This is a genomic window from Saprospiraceae bacterium (assembly GCA_016713025.1).
In the GTDB taxonomy this organism is placed as follows: Bacteria; Bacteroidota; Bacteroidia; order Chitinophagales; family Saprospiraceae; genus OLB9.
In genome coordinates, this window is record JADJPZ010000004.1 from 1,760,893 (window position 1) to 1,779,317 (window position 18,425).

An 18,425-nucleotide genomic window follows, 5' to 3' on the forward strand; every position below is an offset into this window, starting at 1 on the left:
CTACTCAAACCTTAATGCTTTTACCGGGCTGATTTTAGTCACAAGCATTGTAGGAATGATCAATGCAAAAACTGTGATTATTAACGTAGACACGTTTAAAATAATAATGGTTACGGGATCGATCTGAATCGGTGCGGTGTCCATGTAATAATTGGCTTCATCCAGTTTTATAAATTTAAAATACTTTTGGGAAATAGCGATTCCCAGGCCTATAAAATTTCCAATCAACAATCCATACCCAATAATATAAGCCGCATGATACAAAAATATCTTTCTGATACCCCAGTTATTCATGCCTAAAGACTTGAGTGTACCTATCATTTGTGTTCTTTCAAGGATCAGAATCAGTAATACTGTGATCATATTGATGATGGCAACCACGATCATCAGCTGAAGGATTATTTTTTCGTTGATATCCTGAAGATCGAGCCACTCAAATATGGATGGCCACTTAGATCTTACCGATTCAGCATAGTATTTTTGCGAAACCACTTCGTAGTAAACATAATCCGAAATAATGTCCATGTCCTTGTAGTTTTCTAACGTTACCTCCATGCCTTGAACATCTACTTTATCCCATCCAAGAATTTCCTGCAATTTCCGTATATCCACTACCCCGAATCTCTTATCATATTCTTCCATTCCCGTATTGTAAATGCCGGAAATTTCAAACCTCCTTTTTATCTGCTGATTGTCTCTCAAGAAGCTTAAGACCACTTTCTGACCAGTCTTCAACATCATTTTGGATGCAATGTTTTTTGATATCAAAATTTCAGAAGAAGACGTATCTTTTTGATATTGAATGGGTAATCCGTCAATGATGAAAGATTTCAGGGTATTCCATTCATAATCAGCATCTACTCCTTTGAGAAACATGCCATGAAATTGTTCCTTTGTACTGAGTAGACATGGTACCATGATGTAAGGATGTACGCCTTTCACTCCTCCTTGGGTACGTTTGTCTACAGCCTTATTTTTGATTTTAATACCGGCAATTTCCAAAGGTTCCTGATATTCAACATATTTGATTTCCCTGATATCATCATATTGTTTTTCATTTTTATCAATAGGTACAAGTTCAAACTCTCTGTTGATATTGTTGTCTGTAATATGAATGTGTCCCCAGAATCCAAAGATTTTATTTGTGATCTCACTCTTAAACCCTGAAATCACAGAAGTAGTCAGTATCATCACCGAAAGGCTGATAGCGATGGCAACAATGGCTATTCTTATAATAACCCTTGTAAATGTATTGGAATTAGTGGTCGCTATCCTTTTAGCTATAAAATGTTCAATATTCATTCAATCTTTCCGAATAATTCGCTTAAATAACCTACTTTTGCAGCTCAAAATTGCAAAAATACGAAGATTTCAATCGTATTCATTCATCAAACAGAAGGTAATTAGTTTTATATGTTAAATTTTATCGAAGAGCTGGAGTGGAGAGGTATGCTTCATGATATGACACCTGGAGTATCAGAAGTACTTAAAGCCAATAAAATCACCGGATACATTGGATTTGATCCAACAGCACCAAGTATGACCATAGGCAATTATGTCCAGATTATGCTGTTGAAACTTTTCCAACTATCTGGCCACACACCTATAGTACTCATGGGTGGAGCAACAGGTCGTATAGGAGATCCTTCAGGCAAGGACAAAGAGCGGGAACTGAAATCGTATGATGAGCTGGACAGCAACCTGTCTTTCCAGAAAGAACAAATAAAAAAATTTCTGAACTTTGAAGGTCCAAATGCAGCGGTCATAGTCAATAATCACGATTTTTATAGAAACATGAATGTCCTTGACTTCTTGCGGGAAGTCGGCAAGACCCTGACAGTGAGCTATATGATGTCCAAAGACTCGGTAAAAAACAGACTCGAATCGGGGCTTTCATTTACTGAATTCAGTTATCAGTTATTGCAATCTTTTGACTTTCAGGTGCTATATTCTGACTATAAATGTGTCCTGCAGATGGGAGGTTCAGATCAGTGGGGAAATATCACATCCGGTACAGAGTTTATCAGAAGAAATATCGATGGTAAAGCATACGCCGTCACAACCCCACTCCTCACAAAAGCGGATGGTACAAAATTTGGTAAATCAGAACAAGGAAATATATGGCTTGACCCGAAACTGACTTCTGCTTATAGATTTTATCAGTTTTGGATCAATTGTGATGACCGGGACTTACCGAAGTTTATGAGGTATTTTACGCTAAAGTCAAAAGCTGAAGTGGAAGCCCTTGAACTTCAATACAAAGACGATCCACGCGCATTGAAGGCCATTTTGGCAGAGGAACTCACCAGACGGGTTCATTCAGATAGTGATTATGAATCTGTCATGGCTGTGAGTAACGTTTTATTTAGCAAAGATGCGGATGCAGTCACCTTACATTCCATGTCGATACTGGAATTAATGACCATTTCAGAAGAAATACCGTCTTCCGTTATCCCAAAAGCTGATATCGCACAAGAGATACAAATTGACGAATTGTTGGTAAAAACGGGTATCTTATCATCTAAGTCTGAAGTGAGAAAAGCCATCCAAAACAATGCAATCTCCATTAATAAAAATAAGGTGACTACCCATGAACAAAGACTCTCGATGGATGATTTATTGCAAAACAAATACATCATGATCGAAAATGGTAAAAAAAATAAACACATGTTGATCTCAGAATCATGATAAATGATGATATTTGCTTGAAATTAAATGTTTTATGTTAACCTTTTTCTTTTTATCATTGCTGCAACTCATTACAGACCTTCCTGCTCAAAGCTTTCTAAAAACAAGATACAATCCTGTAGTAGCCCACCGTGGTGCATGGAAATCCAAAGGTCTTCCCGAAAACTCCATCGCTTCCCTGAAATACGCCATACAATTGGGTTGTTCCGGGTCAGAATTTGATGTAAGAATGACTGCAGACAATATAGCAGTGGTCAACCACGACCCTACTTATTTCGGACTTGAAATTGAAAAAGTCGCATATAAAGAATTGTTATTACATAAATTATCAAATGGCGAAAAAATACCCACGCTGGAAGAATATATCAAAGCCGGGCTTAAAAAAAATAAAAAAACAAGGCTCGTCCTTGAAATAAAACCAACAGCTTTGGGTAATGAAAGGGCAATCGAAATAGCACAAATCATATATCGTCAGGTCAATGCCCTGAAGGCACAAAAAATGGTGGACTATATCAGTTTTGATATAGAAATGCTCAAGGCTTTGGTTAAAATAAATTCAAAAATTACCACACAATACCTTAACGGTGACATCTCTCCTGCTGAAATAAAATCTCTCGGTATCAGAGGATTGGATTATCACCACTCGGTCTTTAAAGGCAAACCAGAGTGGGTCAGACAAAGCAAAGAACTCGGCCTTATCCTCAATGTATGGACTGTCAATAATGAAGCCGATATCGACTATTTCCTTAAAGAAAAATTTGATTTTATCACCACCAATGAGCCCGAATTGACAAGTCAAAGACTCAAGTTTTTAAAGTTGAAATGATGACGATATCTTGATGAGTCATTTTGACTTTGTTATTCTGGAGATGCTTTATAATACCAACGTCTGAATAGCATGCGGCAATATACTCACTTCCGCACCTTGGGTACCTACACATACATTGTAAGTCACTTTTTTATCACTCTGATTCATCACTATTACTGCGATTTTACCATCCGGATTTTTGAAGGCGGTGGTAAGTAAGTTACTTCTGCTTGCCGCGCTACTGATTTTCTTTGCGCCAGGGCGGATAAACTTGGAAAAATGTCCAATATAATAATACGATGGAGTGTAAATAATTTCTCCCGTTTGGGTATCTCCGTGTACAGGAGCAAAACAAAAATTACCTACATGATTGGGACCACCGGTTTCATCAAGAAGAATATTCCAATCGGTCCACCCCACTGTTCCATTATTAAAATCATTGATCATCGCACGACCATATCTCTCACCATTTGACCATCTTTGATAAGCTTCACGATGGAAGCTTTCATTACACCCTTCTGTAAACAATAAGTTTTTTGTTGGGTAGTTTTTATGAACTATACCGACATTTTCAAACATTGGCTGGCCACCACTCCAGTTTTCATACCAATGAAATCCCATACCCCAGGCATATTTAGCAGCTTGAGGATCATCAAATATGACATTAGCCCGATGTGGCATCAAATCGCGATTGTGGTCCCACACGATAATTTTTTTATTGGCTAATCCATTTTTCACCATAGTCGGTCCCAGATGATTTTTCAAAAAATCTCTCTCTTCTTCTGCTGTAAAGATGCAACTTTCCCATCTTTGGGTAGCCATAGGTTCGTTCTGGATAGTGATACCCCAAACAGGGATACCTTCCTTTTCATAAGCTTTTATAAATTTTACAAAATAGTTAGCCCAACTTTGTGCATATTCACTTTTCAGCTTTCCACCACGGAGCATATCACCATTTGTTTTCATAAAAGCCGGTGGACTCCAGGGACTCGCATAAAAAGTGATTTTTCCTCCTGCAGTATTTATAGCTTGCTTTATAAAGGGAATTCGAAATTTTTTATCATGACCAATATTAAAAGAATTCAACAAACCGTCTCCTTCATCAACGTAGGTGTAACTACCACTGCTAAAATCACAACTATGAATATTTGTGCGTATTAAACTGTATCCTATTCCCTTTTCCTTATCAAAATATGCTTTTAAAAATTCCTGTTGCTTTTCAATTGATAATTTTGCAAAGGTCTCTGCACTTGCATCAGTCAACGCCGCCCCTATACCAAGGAATGTTTGAGCTGTTTTTCCAGGATCGACAAAGATGCTGACTTCACCCTCAATAGTTTGCGGCATTGGTTTAAAGTTGATTCTATCTGTTTCTGTCAACCTTAGTTGAGTACTATCAGCTGTGGTATACACTGTCATTGTTTGAGGCACAAAAGATTTCTTTTTTGACGGTTGGCAAAAGGAAATTAATGTCACAATATTAAATAAAATGAAAAATATAGGTTTCATATTTTGTTTATTTGCTAAATTTTAATTCAATTAATAAATTATGCGCTGTGGCTATATAATCATATACTTGCAGACAATTATACCATCTTACACGAGTTTGTTCCCAAAATTACTTCCACAAATACGTAACTGTAGATTCAGGCGGAATCGAAGCCAAAGCTTTTTTACCATAAAATGAGATATTAAATATTTCTTCTTGTTTTGACTCATTTACAGCTATCAGTACTTTTTGATTATCTGGAGTGAGCAATGTGACGGAGTGAATATTACCTAATTCAGTGCTCGCTATTCTTTTTGATCCTGGAGGTATAAATGCCGATGCGTGAGCTATGATATAATAGGAAACATTTTTTGTGGTGACATTACCGGCAATAGTGAGTGCACCTTTGCATTGGGTACAACCACCGGGCGTATGGGGCCTAAATCCAGGATCATTAGCAAGATTCCATTCCAATACCACCTTACCCCAATGGCGTAAACTACCAATGACTACGTTTTTAGTATGCCAAAGCAGATCACCGGAAAATGTGCCATTTGATCCTGTCCACTGTTCTGTGAAGTATAGCGATTTGTCCGGGTGAGCATTATGTACCGTAGACAAGGCACTTATATTACCAGCGTAAAGATGAAATGCACTCCCATCCACATAAGGTTTTGTTTCAGAATCATTTAGAATAGAAATAGGATATTGGGGATTGTCACAATTATGGTCCCAAATCACTATTTTAGTATTTAAATTCGCTTTTTTTAAATGCCGGTCCTAAATGTTTTTTGACAAATTCATTTTGTTCACTTGCTTTCATGAGCATACTTGGATTGTTACCTCCATGCTCAGGTTCATTTTGTACTGTGACTGCATCAATTACGATCCCGTGTTTTTGCATTTCCTGAATATATTTCACAAAATATCTGGCATAAACATCATAGTATTTGGGTAACAATGCACCACCCACAGAATTTTTATTAGATTTCATCCAGAGTGGCGCGCTCCATGGAGATGCCATTATCTTGATTGAAGGATTGATTTTGAGGATTTCTTTCAACACGGGTATGAGTGCCATCGTATCTTTTGATAAAGAAAAGGAAGATAAGGCTGTATCTTCGCTGTGCACATCTATATCGTTATAACTAAATACTGTTTCGTCAAGATCAGATGCCCCAAGACTTATCCGTAAATAGGATATACACAATTTATTGTTGCCACACAAAAACAGATCATTCAGCAGGGAGTTTTTTTGAAATGTTCCCATCTTGTGGATCAGTCCTGCACTACCACCTGTCAGGGTGTAACCAAAACCATCAATAGACTGAAAAGTAGAAACCGTATCAATTTCTATGGTTGGATAATTATTGGTCGACCCGGTATAAAAGTCCATTGGCTTTTGCTTCTCAAATAATATACTCTGATCACCTTTTGTAAGCCAAAAATCCAACTGACCTACCTTTACTACTTTGATAGGATTAGTATCGGGTATTTGATTATTTTTAACGCACGAAATATTGGTCAATACCAATATCAGACTCAATCCCAATGTCATCAGCTTAATTGTCAGGTATTTTGTATTTTTCATTGAAAAACTCTAATATAATCTACTATCATGCGCTGCGGAAATACGGTAGAATTATCAGGACTACCAGGCCAATTGCCACCGACGGCTACATTAAATAAAAAGAATTCAGGATCGTTAAAAGGATATGCATTGCCAGCCATGGTCTTCGTAAATTTATAAAACTCCTTATCATCCATAAGCCACCTGATGGCATCCTTTTCCCACACAATGCTAAACACATGGAATTCCTGAGAAAAATCACCGCCGCTGACTGATACTTCTCCACCTTGAAAAGTGTGATTTCCGGCAGATGATTTCCAGTGGACGGTCCCGTGTACTTTACCGGGAACTGAGCCTATCAATTCCATAATATCAATTTCACCACAAGCTGGCCAACTGACTGATGAAATATTGGCCCCTAGCATCCATAATGCAGGCCAGATCCCCTTTCCTTTTGGTAGTTTGGCCCTGATATCTATTCTGCCGAAAGTAAATTCTCTTTTTCCTTTTGTGGTGAGTCTGGCTGATGAATATTTATATGTATCGATATTTTCAGCCCGGGCTTCTATAATCAAATTGCCCCCTGAAAGAAATACGTTTTTTTTATTATTGGTGTAATATTGCAATTCATTGTTACCCCAACCACCGGTACCATTTCCTATTTCATAATTCCATGATTGTGTATTCAAGTCTTTAGCATCAAACTCATCACTCCAGATTAATTTATAGCCTTGGTAAGAATTCGGAGTCGAATAACCCTTGCTATCTGTGAAGTAATTTGCACCATCCTGAGTGATAATAATGCCTTTTACAGCGTTATTGACAAGTTTACATCCTTTAGGATTTGAAAACTCTACCGTAAATTCCAGGTTGCTTTGCCTCATTTCCAAACTATCGCCAACTATCGTAACTTCAAAATTTGCTGATTGTTTACCTGGTTCAATTTTCAAAACACCTGAATTCTTTTTTATATGTTTGTCAAATAAGGCTGTGCCCTCTTTTACGACATATTCAAAGGATATTTCTTTGGTTGTGGTGACGTTGAGAGAGACAAAAAATGTAAATGGTACATTTGATTTACTCCTTTCAATTTTAGCATCCCATACTGACACTTCAGGTGTTACCACATCTGGCGTAATAACTTCCTCAGGATTCTTACTGCAATTATTTGAAGCAAAGAATACTACATATAACAGAAAGATTTTTAACATTTTCATGCGCATGATAAGTTTATTTTATCGAACATCAGACCAGAGTTGCCTGCTTTATTTTGCAAAATCTTAAAGGATTACATTAAGATTGGGTGTATCCCATTTTTACACTAAAATTGTTTAAACAGCCCGCTACCCCTGCTTGACTACGTAGGCCGGCTCATTCCCAAGAATAGCTTGGCAGCTCTGAAGAGCTTGTCAAGCAACGCTTGAGACGTCCCACCCTTTAACTCTTAGCTACTAGGCTAATCCACTAAATTGGTAACTTAAAAAATATATATTATACTGTAATTTCGGGATACATCCATAAGATTCATGTATTGTGTATTCACCCAGACTATCTAGATGTTGCTTCTTTGAATATCCACTTAATCAGTTATCGCGACAATACAAATTTTGTAACTTATTTTACTTTGTCAAATTATACGGACTTTCCGATTGATTGACAACTGTTGGGTTAACCCAACAGTTGTCACCCTAATTTACAATACATTTATCTTTAACTATGAAAAAATATCAGGTATCCGGTTGATAACATTTTGATGAAAGTGTAATCACTTAGATTTTTGAAGGAAACAAAGCAGAACTATTTAGGTACAAACTTTCAAATCAAAAAAATCTCCTGATTTTTATACCTGAAACTGCTCATACCTAAATAGTTACTGATTTTAATTTATTGTGCCTTAAGTCTCACATACCACGCATTACCTGTTTCAGTTCCTTGAGCCCGCAGATACATAGCTTTACTGTCTAAAGTCAGGATTTCATACTCCTTCTGTAAAGCACCATAACCTATAAAAGTATTGTTTCCTGCTAACAAAATAGATGTTTTGGTAGAAGGTGTTGATGCAGGAATGCCAGAACTGGATGGAACAAAACTAAAACCATTTGAAGCACCGGGATAAGAATAGCACCCCTCATCACCACTGCCGGGAATACCTGGTAAGCCTCCCGCCAGACTGCCGGTTTTAGTAAATGCACCATCAGGAGATGCTACGTCAATGGTATATCCTGTGGCAGTTTTTGTAAATTTAAATGTTGTGGAATAAAAACAATTGCAACATGCGACTTTTTCATTGATAGAAGCTGCCCACCATTCCGGTGATCTGCTATTATCATTCCAAGGTCCAACCCCAAAATGCCCACCTATACTTTTATCTACAACCCATGTTTTGGATGAACCACCAGTCAGATCAGTAATGATAGCAGCCGGTGGTGTAAAATTACTCTGAACGGTGATTTCCTTTGTTGCAGTAGATGATGCTCCACCTTTTCCATATACTACTGCAGTTACTAGATATTTATTGACTCCTAGTTTTGTATATTTTCTGGACGTCTTACCCGTGGGCAGGTTGACTGGAGTAATACCGTCTGCAGCATCAAAGTCTATACGATAATTAAGGGCATTGTCTGCTTTGATTGTAAATTCTACATCGCCGGATCCGTCACCATTGGGAGTTGCTGTGGTTGTGCCTTTGACATCAGCATTGATCACAATATTTGATGGCGGTGTAAGGTCTCCTAAAGTATAATCTGTCTTTTCGCAGGATATGACAATGACTGCACAAAAAGCAGTGATGAATATTTTAAATATATTGTTCATAATCTTAAAATTTTAAAAGGTTAATCTAAAATTGTCCACATAAATCACATCACCAGCTCCATCCTTCGAATCATTAAATCTCAATACCAACTGAGTGTATTTTGTATCAGCAGGTATTTTTGTGATTGTACTAAAATCAAAAACCAATTCTTCCCATTCTCCTGATTTTGTAAATGGCACTTTGAGTATTCCATCACCATTTTTAGGTCCATTTATCGACCCTTCCAACTCAAGGTTGACGGTTTTACCAATATTTTCAGGTTTTGGATTGTATGCAAAAACTTTAATCTTATTACCATTCTTAAAGTTGATAGGAATATTGAGAGGTGAATAAGTTCCGCTCCATCCTTCATGTCCCCTGGTAAATTTACCCACAGTGGCTGATGTATTGAGTCCTTTGGCATCAGGATTGGCTACTTTTTCAAATTTTTGTCCGCCTCCAAATGTGCCGAAAAAATAATCAATAGAAGCATGCTCAAAATCAATAGGTAATGCAAATAGAGTTTTTGTAAAAGTAGTGGTTGCTTTGCCACCACTCAGAGCATCCACTCTAAGTGTAAAGGGACCACCTGTAGCCGGATATGTATAAGGCGCGGTTTCCTTATCCAAAGCGAGAGGCGTACCCGTTTCATTGGTCTTATCGCCATAATAGACTAAAAATGATTTTGCATACAATGCAGTTGCTTTCACCTTTGTCTCTCCGGATAAAGTCACCTTAAGATTTTCAGGAGCCCTGTATGTAACTTTAAGCGGATGTGATACTGAAGTCTTTTTGCCTGCTATATCAAAGTAATCAATGACCACTGTATAATCTCCTCGGGATAAGAATATTTCGCACTAACTCCGGGGTTGACTTTGGCTGATGACGCCGTACCTGTGCCATGTCCAAAATTGACTGTAGCAGAAGAAAAACCATCTCCTAGTGGGGTAATTTTTACATCCCCTGAATTATCATTGCTGATGTCAAACAATTTTGAGAAGTTTCCTGAAGTCACATTATTGACAAATGAAGTATCAGTATCAATCCCATCCTGTTCAGTACACCGCATCATAAAAAGCAGTAAAAAAATACCGAAAATGAATGCTGTTATATTTTTCATTTTTTAAATTTTTATTTGATTTAATATTTTCAAAAATTAATCGAAACCTGGATTTTGTTTTAAGTTAGGATTAGCAAGAATTTCTCTTTCCGGAATTGGAAAAATCTCGTTTTTATTGGCTTTAAATCCTCTTGGAGATAATACAGTTGCTGCATCTCCCCATCTCACCAAATCAAAAAAACGATGTCCTTCTCCGGCAAGTTCCAACCTTCTTTCTGCTTTTATGGCAGCCAGAGATACCGGAACTGAAGGTAATCCAACTCTAGCTCTTACAGCATCTAGCAGTGCTTGTGCTCTTGCACCCGTACCACCTAATGCCTCAGCTTCCATTAAATATGTGTCAGCGAGACGGATGATAGGTGAATTTTGTCTGTAATTGAGTTCCAATGCTCCACCACCTGTCCGCACATCAGATTGACGAGGTACAAATTTATTGAGAAAATATCCCGTATTTTGATAGCCGCCGATATATGATATTTGTTTTGCCGCTTCTAATGCTTTCAAATCCAAAACAGTGGCTCCAAATCTAGGGTCAGATTTGATAACATCATAAAATTCCTGCGTAAAGACATTAAAACTCCAACCACTGGGTAGCTCCGGAGCTGTAGACCCTGCCAATCTGGAATAAGATCTTGGTCCTACCATGACATTCAGGGTATTTCCTTCATCTCTTGCACTACCCCACCAACCCCAATCGGAATTTCCAGCGCTTGTGTGCGAGCATTCAAGTATATTTTCAGAATTAAATTTATTAGCAGTCACCCAAAGATCACCAAAATTTTGCAGCAGACGGTAACCATACTGGCTTGCAGTACCTGGAGTACCATTGACTTCTGCAAATTGAGCAGCGGCTAGTGCTCCCTTATTTTGGTACAAAAGCACTTTTCCTAAAGTTGCTTGTGCTGCCCCTTTGGTCATCCTTCCTGCCTCTGTTGTCACAGGCACTGTCGGCGGTAATGCTGCTATCGCTTCAGTGAGGTCCTTTTCTATTTGAGCATATACAGCAGTGGGTGCCGCTTGTACTACAGTATACATATTGGACGCAGTCAAAGGCTCAAGGATCAAAGGAATATTTTTGAATAAACGGACTAAATTAAAGTAATAAATAGCCCTCAAAGCTTTGGTTTCAGCCACAAACCTGGCTTTTTCAGTATCTGACATGGTAGTGGCAGGCAATTTCGCTAAGAGCGTATTGGCTCTGAATATGCCTTGAAAATGATCATTCCAAAAACTGGCAGGTACTATGGTCTTATTTAATGTATAATTGGAAAAGCCCTGAATTCCTGCTCCGTCAGTAGCACCACCACCACCTGCGAAGTGATCGTCAGAGCCTGCGTTCATCATGGACACTATGTTTTCAAATCCACCGGTATTTTTCCGTAAGACGTCATACACTCCCACAAGGGCCGAAAAAGCTTGCTCTCTGTCAGCAAAATAGTTTTCTGAAAGAAATTGTCCTTTTGGGGAAACTTCAATAAAGTCTTTTGAACATGCCGAAAAAAGTAATGTCAATACAAATATTGAAAATATTTTATTTATTGTTTTCATCTCAATTGAATTTTAATTTTGATATTATAGAATTAAAAATTGACTTGAACGCCTCCAATGAAGGATCTTGCCTGATGGTAAAATCCCTTATCTATTCCAAAAACACCACCACCTATTTCAGGATCATAACCGGTATATTTGGTCAGTGTTAAAAGGTTTTCACCTGTAAGATAAAGTCGGATTCTTGAAGACCCAATCTTTGATGACACATTACCAGGTAAAGTATATCCGAGTTGAACTAATTTCAAACGGGCATAATCCCCATCTTCAAGATAAAAATCTGACATACGACCAAAATTTCCATTGGGGTCATTACTTACCAATCTTGGAAAGGAATTGGATGTACCTTCACCTGTCCATCTGCTCAAAGCTTTAGTTTGGAAATTGGAGTTTCCTATATCCAGCCTGCGCAATCCCTGAAATATTTTATTACCAGTAGCACCTTGAGTAAATAACATCAGGTCAAATCCCTGATAGTCAAGGTTCAGTGTGAAACCGAAAGTATATTTTGGCAGGTTATTTCCTAAAAATGTCTTGTCATTATCATTTATTTTTCCATCCCCATCGATATCGGCCCATTTGAAGTCACCGGGACGAGCATTGGGTTGAATAAGGCTTCCATCAGCATTTTTGTATGCCGCTATTTCAGCTTCATTCTGGAAAATACCATTTGTCTTAAATCCATAAAATGTGTTGTAAGATTGTCCAACCGCAGTCCTAGTGATGGTACCCATAGATTGAAAGGAAGCATCGCCAGGAATAAAGTTTGCATCTGAAGCCACAAGAGTTACCTCATTCTTGAGGTAAGCCATACTACCATTAGCACTGATATTAAGGTCTCCAATTTTATTTTTATAACCTAGTTCTATTTCTATACCAGTATTATCCATGTCCGCAATATTTCCAACAGGAGCTGAAGATACGCCTACATAGCCAGGTATAGTAATAGGCCTGAGTATTCCTGATGTGGACTTTTGAAATACATCAACATTTAAATTAAAATTACTAAAAAGCTCAGCGTCAAATCCGATATTCTTTTGTGATGATTCTTCCCATCTTAAATCCGGATTGTCCAATGAAGTCGGAGAGTAACCTGTCGTAATTACACCTGAATTACCCAAGGTATAATTGAATCCGCCGGCAACTGTGGAAAGATAACCAAAATCTCTTATCGCATCATTCCCTACTACACCTATACCTCCTTTGATTTTAAGATTGGTAATAATCTTGGGGCTGACACCATTTTTCCAGAAGCTTTCGTTTGATACTACCCATCCGACAGAAACTGAAGGGAACACTCCAAATTTATTATTACCTCCAAATCTTGAAGACCCATCACGTCTGAGTATCCCTGTAAAGAGATATTTTTCTTTGAAGTTATAGTTCAAACGAGAGAATAAAGATGTCACTTTATGTTGGATCATATCATATGATGATGTAGTTCTGCTACTCGCAGGTATATCAAATCCGAAGGAAGCTTCCTTATAAGTGTTGACTGGAAGGTTGAATAAGGAAGTACCCAGACTCTCCACCTATATTTTCTACATATGCTCCCTGACCAAGTAAAACTGTAAGTTGATGATCTCCAAATGTATTATTATATGTCACCGTATTCTCCACGTTCCAGTTAAAAACTTTGTTCTCACTCTTTCCATAATTATTCTGAGAAGTTCTGCTGGTGGCACTTAGGTAAAACACGGGTGTAAATCCTTCCCCACCCCAGTATGCTCTTTTAGCCCCAAGCGTGGATTTGACAGTAATGTTTTTATGGACAGCTGCTTCAAGATAGGCATTTCCTACAATGTCATCACCCCAATCAAATGCACCTAAACGGGTTTGAATAAAGGCTGTGGGATTTCTCATTTCCTGTCCTACCAGTGTGGATATACCGTATGGATTACCTTTTTCATCACGGATTACAGGATTTGAGTTATAAGGTGCACCAGCTGCAAGCGCAGCGTCAGTCACAACCACAGGTGTGGTGGGATCAAGATTTATAGCTGAACTCAAAACACCTCCAAACTCATCTGTGGCTCCAATTCCGACAGACTTTTGATTAGAATATCCTAATGTTTGTCCAAAAGTGAAAATCTTGGAAATTTTATGTGTAGAGTTCAATCTGATACTCTTTCTGTTATAATTTGAAATATCAGTTGCTACTATTCCCTCCTGATCCTGAATACCAACTGATGCATAATAAGTAGATGTGCTACTACCACCACTCACACTTAATTCATGTGAATTACGTAATGCTCCGTAATTAAAAATTTGTTTTTGCCAATCGGTTCCTGTTCCGAGATCAACAGATGGGAAAATCAGGTTTCCACCTCCCGCAACCGATCTTTCATTAAGTAATGTGGCATATTGTGAAGCATTCAGTAGCTTTAATACCTTAGATGGAGCAGATGAACCGAAAAATCCATTGTAAGAAACATTTAGTTTTCCTTCTTTACCCTTTTTGGTAGTCACGAGGATAACTCCTGTAGCCGCTCTGGTGCCATAAATAGCTGCTGAAGCAGCATCTTTCAATACTTCGATGGATTCGATATCGGACTGATTTAAGTAACCAATACCACCGGCATCAACTACCACACCATCCACTACCCAGAGCGGATTATTTCCTGCATTGCCAAAAGTAGTAATACCTCTCACCCGGATAGTGGAAGGCGAACCTGGCTGACCTGAATTTTGAGCTATGGTTACACCAGCAACTCTACCTTGCAATGATTGTTCTACCCGCGCACTGGGTACTTTTTCCAAATCCTTTGTCTTTAAACTGGAAATAGAACCAGTTACCACACTTTTCTTTTGAATTCCGTATCCGACAACTACAATCTCATCGAGCAAAGATCCCTCTGAGAGTGTGATGTTAATAACATTTTCAGTTCCGATTTTTATCTCCTGCTCCTTATATCCTGTATAAGAAAAAATAAGAAAATCAGCACCTGAAGGACATGTTAGTGAGTAGGATCCATCTAAATCTGTGATGGTTCCTTCATTTGTCCCTTTGACAAGGATATTAGCTCCTATCAAAGGGTCATTGGTTTTTGCATCTGTGACGATACCAGTGATAACTCGTTGAGACGACATCATGGTCCCTACAAACAACAAAATCACAAAAATGACTTTTCTTTTAAATGTAAGCATAATGATTTGAATAAGATTGATTAATGAATGATCACAAAGGTATTCCAAATAGCTATATAACAATACGGATAGCACTACGTCATTACTACTACAATATTCATCCAATACTACTACATATCTACATATTTTGTATTTTTGTGGGGAGTACAACCCCATACATTGATGAAATTTACATATATCATAAGAGACAGTTTCGTGTTGCTGCTATACTTCAATACTTTTGTTTGCAGCCAACCTTCAAATATTGGTCATCCACCAGTTTTTAACTTTGCAAAAAAAGATACTAAAGCAGGTACGCAAACTTGGGCAATAGCCGAAGATAACCTTGGAAACACCTGGTTTGGAAATAACGCTGGTTTGATTAAATTTGATGGGTACCGATGGGAAATATTTCCACTTCCCGTTAATACACTGGTAAGATCACTGACTTGTGATACCATTAATCAAAGAGTATATGTAGGGAGTCAGGGAGAATTCGGGTATTTTGGTTTTGCTGAAAATGGCAAATTTCTATATAAAAGTTTATCTCAGTCACTACCATCAAGTCACCGACTTTTTGGTGAAGTTTGGCACACAATAAATACTAAATATGGTATATTTTTCAGGACAGACCATCAGGTTTTCAGATTTTTTAATGGCTCGATCAGGCCTTTATTTGATGAATATGTATCCTTAAATTTTATTGCTGAGTGGGGCTCAGAAATTGTCTTACAAGATAGCGACAACAAATTGTACTATTTTGATGGAGAAAGATTTCAAATAAGAACCACAAATAACTCTTTTAACAAAGGTAAAATTTCATCTGTCATCAATTTGAATAACCAAACTACGATCATCACCACCTTGCATAATGGAATTTTTCAGGAAATTAAAAATGGATTTATACCATGGCACACTTCAAATGATCAATTTCTCAAGAAAAATGTGATATATTGTGCTACCGGATTGGATGATGAAAAAATTGCATTGGGTACATCATATGAGGGAGTGATCATTCTGAATAAAAATCGGGAGATCGAAAACCATATCAACAAGTCAATTCAACTCCAAAACAATACTGTCTTAAGTATTTTTAATACTAACTCAGGAAACATATGGGCAGGCTTGGATAATGGCATTGATCTGGTACAAAGAGATTCATATTTCAGGATATTTTACCCTGATGATGATTTGCAAGGTACCGGATATACAGCTGAAATATTTGAGAATGAATTATACCTTGGCACCAATACCGGACTTTACAAAATCCCCTGGCAAACATTCTATTCTCATGGTCAGAATAATAAATTCAAATATATTGAAAACTCTAAAGGTCAGGTTTGGAAGTTGCAAAAAATCGGCAAACGACTGTGGATGGCGCATCATGAAGGTGCTTTTACCATTGCAGGAAAAGTTGCACAAAAAGTTAAAGGAACGACCGGTGTCTGGAAATTTATTGAAAAAGGTGAAAATGAAATCATTGCCGGATTTTATGAAGGATTGATACAACTAAAATACCAAAATAATTTATGGCAAGCAAAAAATATAGAAGGTTTTGAAGAAAGTTCCCGATTTCTGATCAATGACAAAGATGATAATATTTGGGTTTCTCATCCCTATAGGGGTATATATAAAATATTGAAAGAAGAATTACAATTACAAAAAACAAAAGCATTTAAGTTAAATTCAAATTATAGTAATGGAATCAAAATTAACAATTTCATTTTCCCCATTGATAAAAGTATTGTTGTATCCAGTGCTGACAATTTATACAAATTGAACCCTAATTCTTATCATATAAAAAAATATTCTGAAGTCCAGGATCATATCGACGTTCAAAAAGGCTTAAAATTTCTTGAAGAAGACAGTTATAAAAATATTTGGTATGCCACCACAGAAGAAACGGGAATTTTGGTACCACAAAGGCAATTTAATACAAAATATCAAAAATATATCGTAAATGAATTGAATAACAGACTACCGGAAACATTTCAGTCCATATTGACAATCGATAAATATAATGCCATCATTCCGACTGAAAGAGGTTTTTTACACTTCAATCCAGAAGGATATATGAATGGAACAAAGCCATTAAACTTATACGTATCAAAAATAGTACTAAAATCTCATCTTGACAGCACCATATATTGTAAAACAAACCCAAATGTACTGCAACCAGAAGATATAATTCTAACTCATGATCAGAATAAAATTGAGATCAATCTTTCAGTCAGCAATCATCCTAATAAGCAGCTTGTCGAATACTGTTACAAAATCAATGATGGAGAGTTTAGTTTGTGGCAAAAAAATCCTGATATTGGTTTCAACCAATTATCATCAGGTAAGTATGTCATTGAGATCAAAGCAAAAAATCAGGGAGGAGTTGAAAGTAACGTTCTAAAACTGAATTTTGTCATCAAACCACCATGGTTCAGATCAAAAATGGCTTTTATAATGTATGGAGGATTATTGCTATTGTTTTGGTATTTGCTGGCTCGCAAACAGAAAAAAAAGTTTTTTGCAGAAAAAAAATCCATCATTGAAGAAAGCCAAATCAGAGAACAAGAACACTTAGTAGCTGTTCAGGAGAGTCAGGAAGAAATCATAAGACTGCAAAATGAAAAATTGCAAGCCGAAATTGCTTTTAAAAATCAGGAACTTACTTCATATACTTATCACTTAGTATCCAAAAATGAATTGATATCAGAAATAAAGAAGGCTATCCAAAAATTAGGCCCCAAATTTGAAAATGATAAGGAATTAAAAAGAGAATTTAAAACTATTATGCAACTTACAGATCAAAATGCCGGTATTGATGCCGACTGGGACAATTTTGTTAAGAGTTTTGATCAGGTACACTCAGAGTTCTTCAAACGACTGACTGAAAAGTATAACAATCTAAGTTCTAATGACTATAAAATGTGTACATATCTAAGATTGAACCTCACAACAAAGGAGATCGCTACTTTGATGAATATTTCTATAAGGAGCGTCGAAACTAACAGATACCGACTAAGAAAAAAACTGGGTTTGCACCCTGAAGCCAACCTTACTCAATATCTTTTAAGGTATTAATGGTGATTCTGTTACCAAGTTTATGTATCTTATGTCAGGGATTGATTAAATTAAGCCGTAATGATACAAATCCCTGGCTGTCGAATAAACCTGCTTTATGCGGTAGCACTTTGTCGTGAAAATTGAACGAATAACCTTATATTGCAGGTATTTCATGCTGTAATACCTGGCAGATTGACATTTTAGCGCCAGGCAAGGATTTTCTAC

The 18,425-nt window shown here is 37.2% G+C and carries 10 protein-coding genes and 2 pseudogenes; 3 read left to right on the forward strand and 9 right to left on the reverse strand.

The window, feature by feature from the left end; translation table 11 throughout:
* The gene (locus IPK35_13855) at positions 1-1,302 is read right to left on the reverse strand and encodes an ABC transporter permease (protein MBK8054310.1); all 1,302 of its coding nucleotides are present in this window, start codon (positions 1,300-1,302) and stop codon (positions 1-3) included.
* 111 nt (positions 1,303-1,413) lie between these two features.
* Here IPK35_13855 and IPK35_13860 point away from each other — a divergent pair, with 111 nt between their 5' ends.
* Both IPK35_13860 and IPK35_13865 read left to right on the forward strand, forming a co-directional pair.
* On the forward strand, positions 1,414-2,688 hold the full coding sequence (locus IPK35_13860; protein MBK8054311.1) for a tyrosine--tRNA ligase: 1,275 nt from the start codon (positions 1,414-1,416) through the stop codon (positions 2,686-2,688).
* A gap of 34 nt (positions 2,689-2,722) precedes the next feature.
* Entirely contained in the window at positions 2,723-3,514 is a 792-nt protein-coding gene (locus tag IPK35_13865; GenBank protein ID MBK8054312.1) for a glycerophosphodiester phosphodiesterase, read from the forward strand.
* A gap of 48 nt (positions 3,515-3,562) precedes the next feature.
* On the opposite strand, the gene IPK35_13870 is transcribed toward IPK35_13865, so the two are convergent.
* From IPK35_13870 to IPK35_13905, 8 genes and pseudogenes are all read right to left on the reverse strand, one after another.
* Positions 3,563-5,005: a glycoside hydrolase family 30 protein gene (locus IPK35_13870; GenBank protein MBK8054313.1), complete on the reverse strand. Its 1,443-nt coding sequence runs from the start codon at positions 5,003-5,005 to the stop codon at positions 3,563-3,565.
* Between the two features lie 109 nt (positions 5,006-5,114).
* Positions 5,115-6,558, reverse strand: a pseudogene (locus IPK35_13875) (glucosylceramidase).
* A 14-nt stretch (positions 6,559-6,572) separates the two neighbouring features.
* Positions 6,573-7,772: a glycoside hydrolase family 16 protein gene (locus tag IPK35_13880; GenBank protein ID MBK8054314.1), complete on the reverse strand. Its 1,200-nt coding sequence runs from the start codon at positions 7,770-7,772 to the stop codon at positions 6,573-6,575.
* Between the two features lie 667 nt (positions 7,773-8,439).
* Entirely contained in the window at positions 8,440-9,369 is a 930-nt protein-coding gene (locus tag IPK35_13885; protein ID MBK8054315.1) for a hypothetical protein, read from the reverse strand.
* Positions 9,370-9,381: 12 nt separating this feature from the next.
* Complete coding sequence (locus tag IPK35_13890) at positions 9,382-10,173, reverse strand: hypothetical protein (GenBank protein ID MBK8054316.1); 792 nt, start codon at positions 10,171-10,173, stop codon at positions 9,382-9,384.
* The gene (locus IPK35_13895; protein MBK8054317.1) at positions 10,149-10,469 is read right to left on the reverse strand and encodes a hypothetical protein; all 321 of its coding nucleotides are present in this window, start codon (positions 10,467-10,469) and stop codon (positions 10,149-10,151) included. The genes IPK35_13890 and IPK35_13895 overlap by 25 nt, the downstream gene beginning before the upstream one ends.
* 36 nt (positions 10,470-10,505) lie before the next feature.
* The gene (locus IPK35_13900; protein ID MBK8054318.1) at positions 10,506-12,017 is read right to left on the reverse strand and encodes a RagB/SusD family nutrient uptake outer membrane protein; all 1,512 of its coding nucleotides are present in this window, start codon (positions 12,015-12,017) and stop codon (positions 10,506-10,508) included.
* A 32-nt stretch (positions 12,018-12,049) separates the two neighbouring features.
* A pseudogene (locus IPK35_13905) lies at positions 12,050-15,164 on the reverse strand (TonB-dependent receptor).
* A gap of 162 nt (positions 15,165-15,326) precedes the next feature.
* Here IPK35_13905 and IPK35_13910 point away from each other — a divergent pair.
* A complete protein-coding gene (locus IPK35_13910; protein MBK8054319.1) occupies positions 15,327-18,218 on the forward strand; it encodes a hypothetical protein in 2,892 nt (963 codons plus the stop codon).
* The last annotated feature ends 207 nt before the right edge of the window (positions 18,219-18,425 follow it).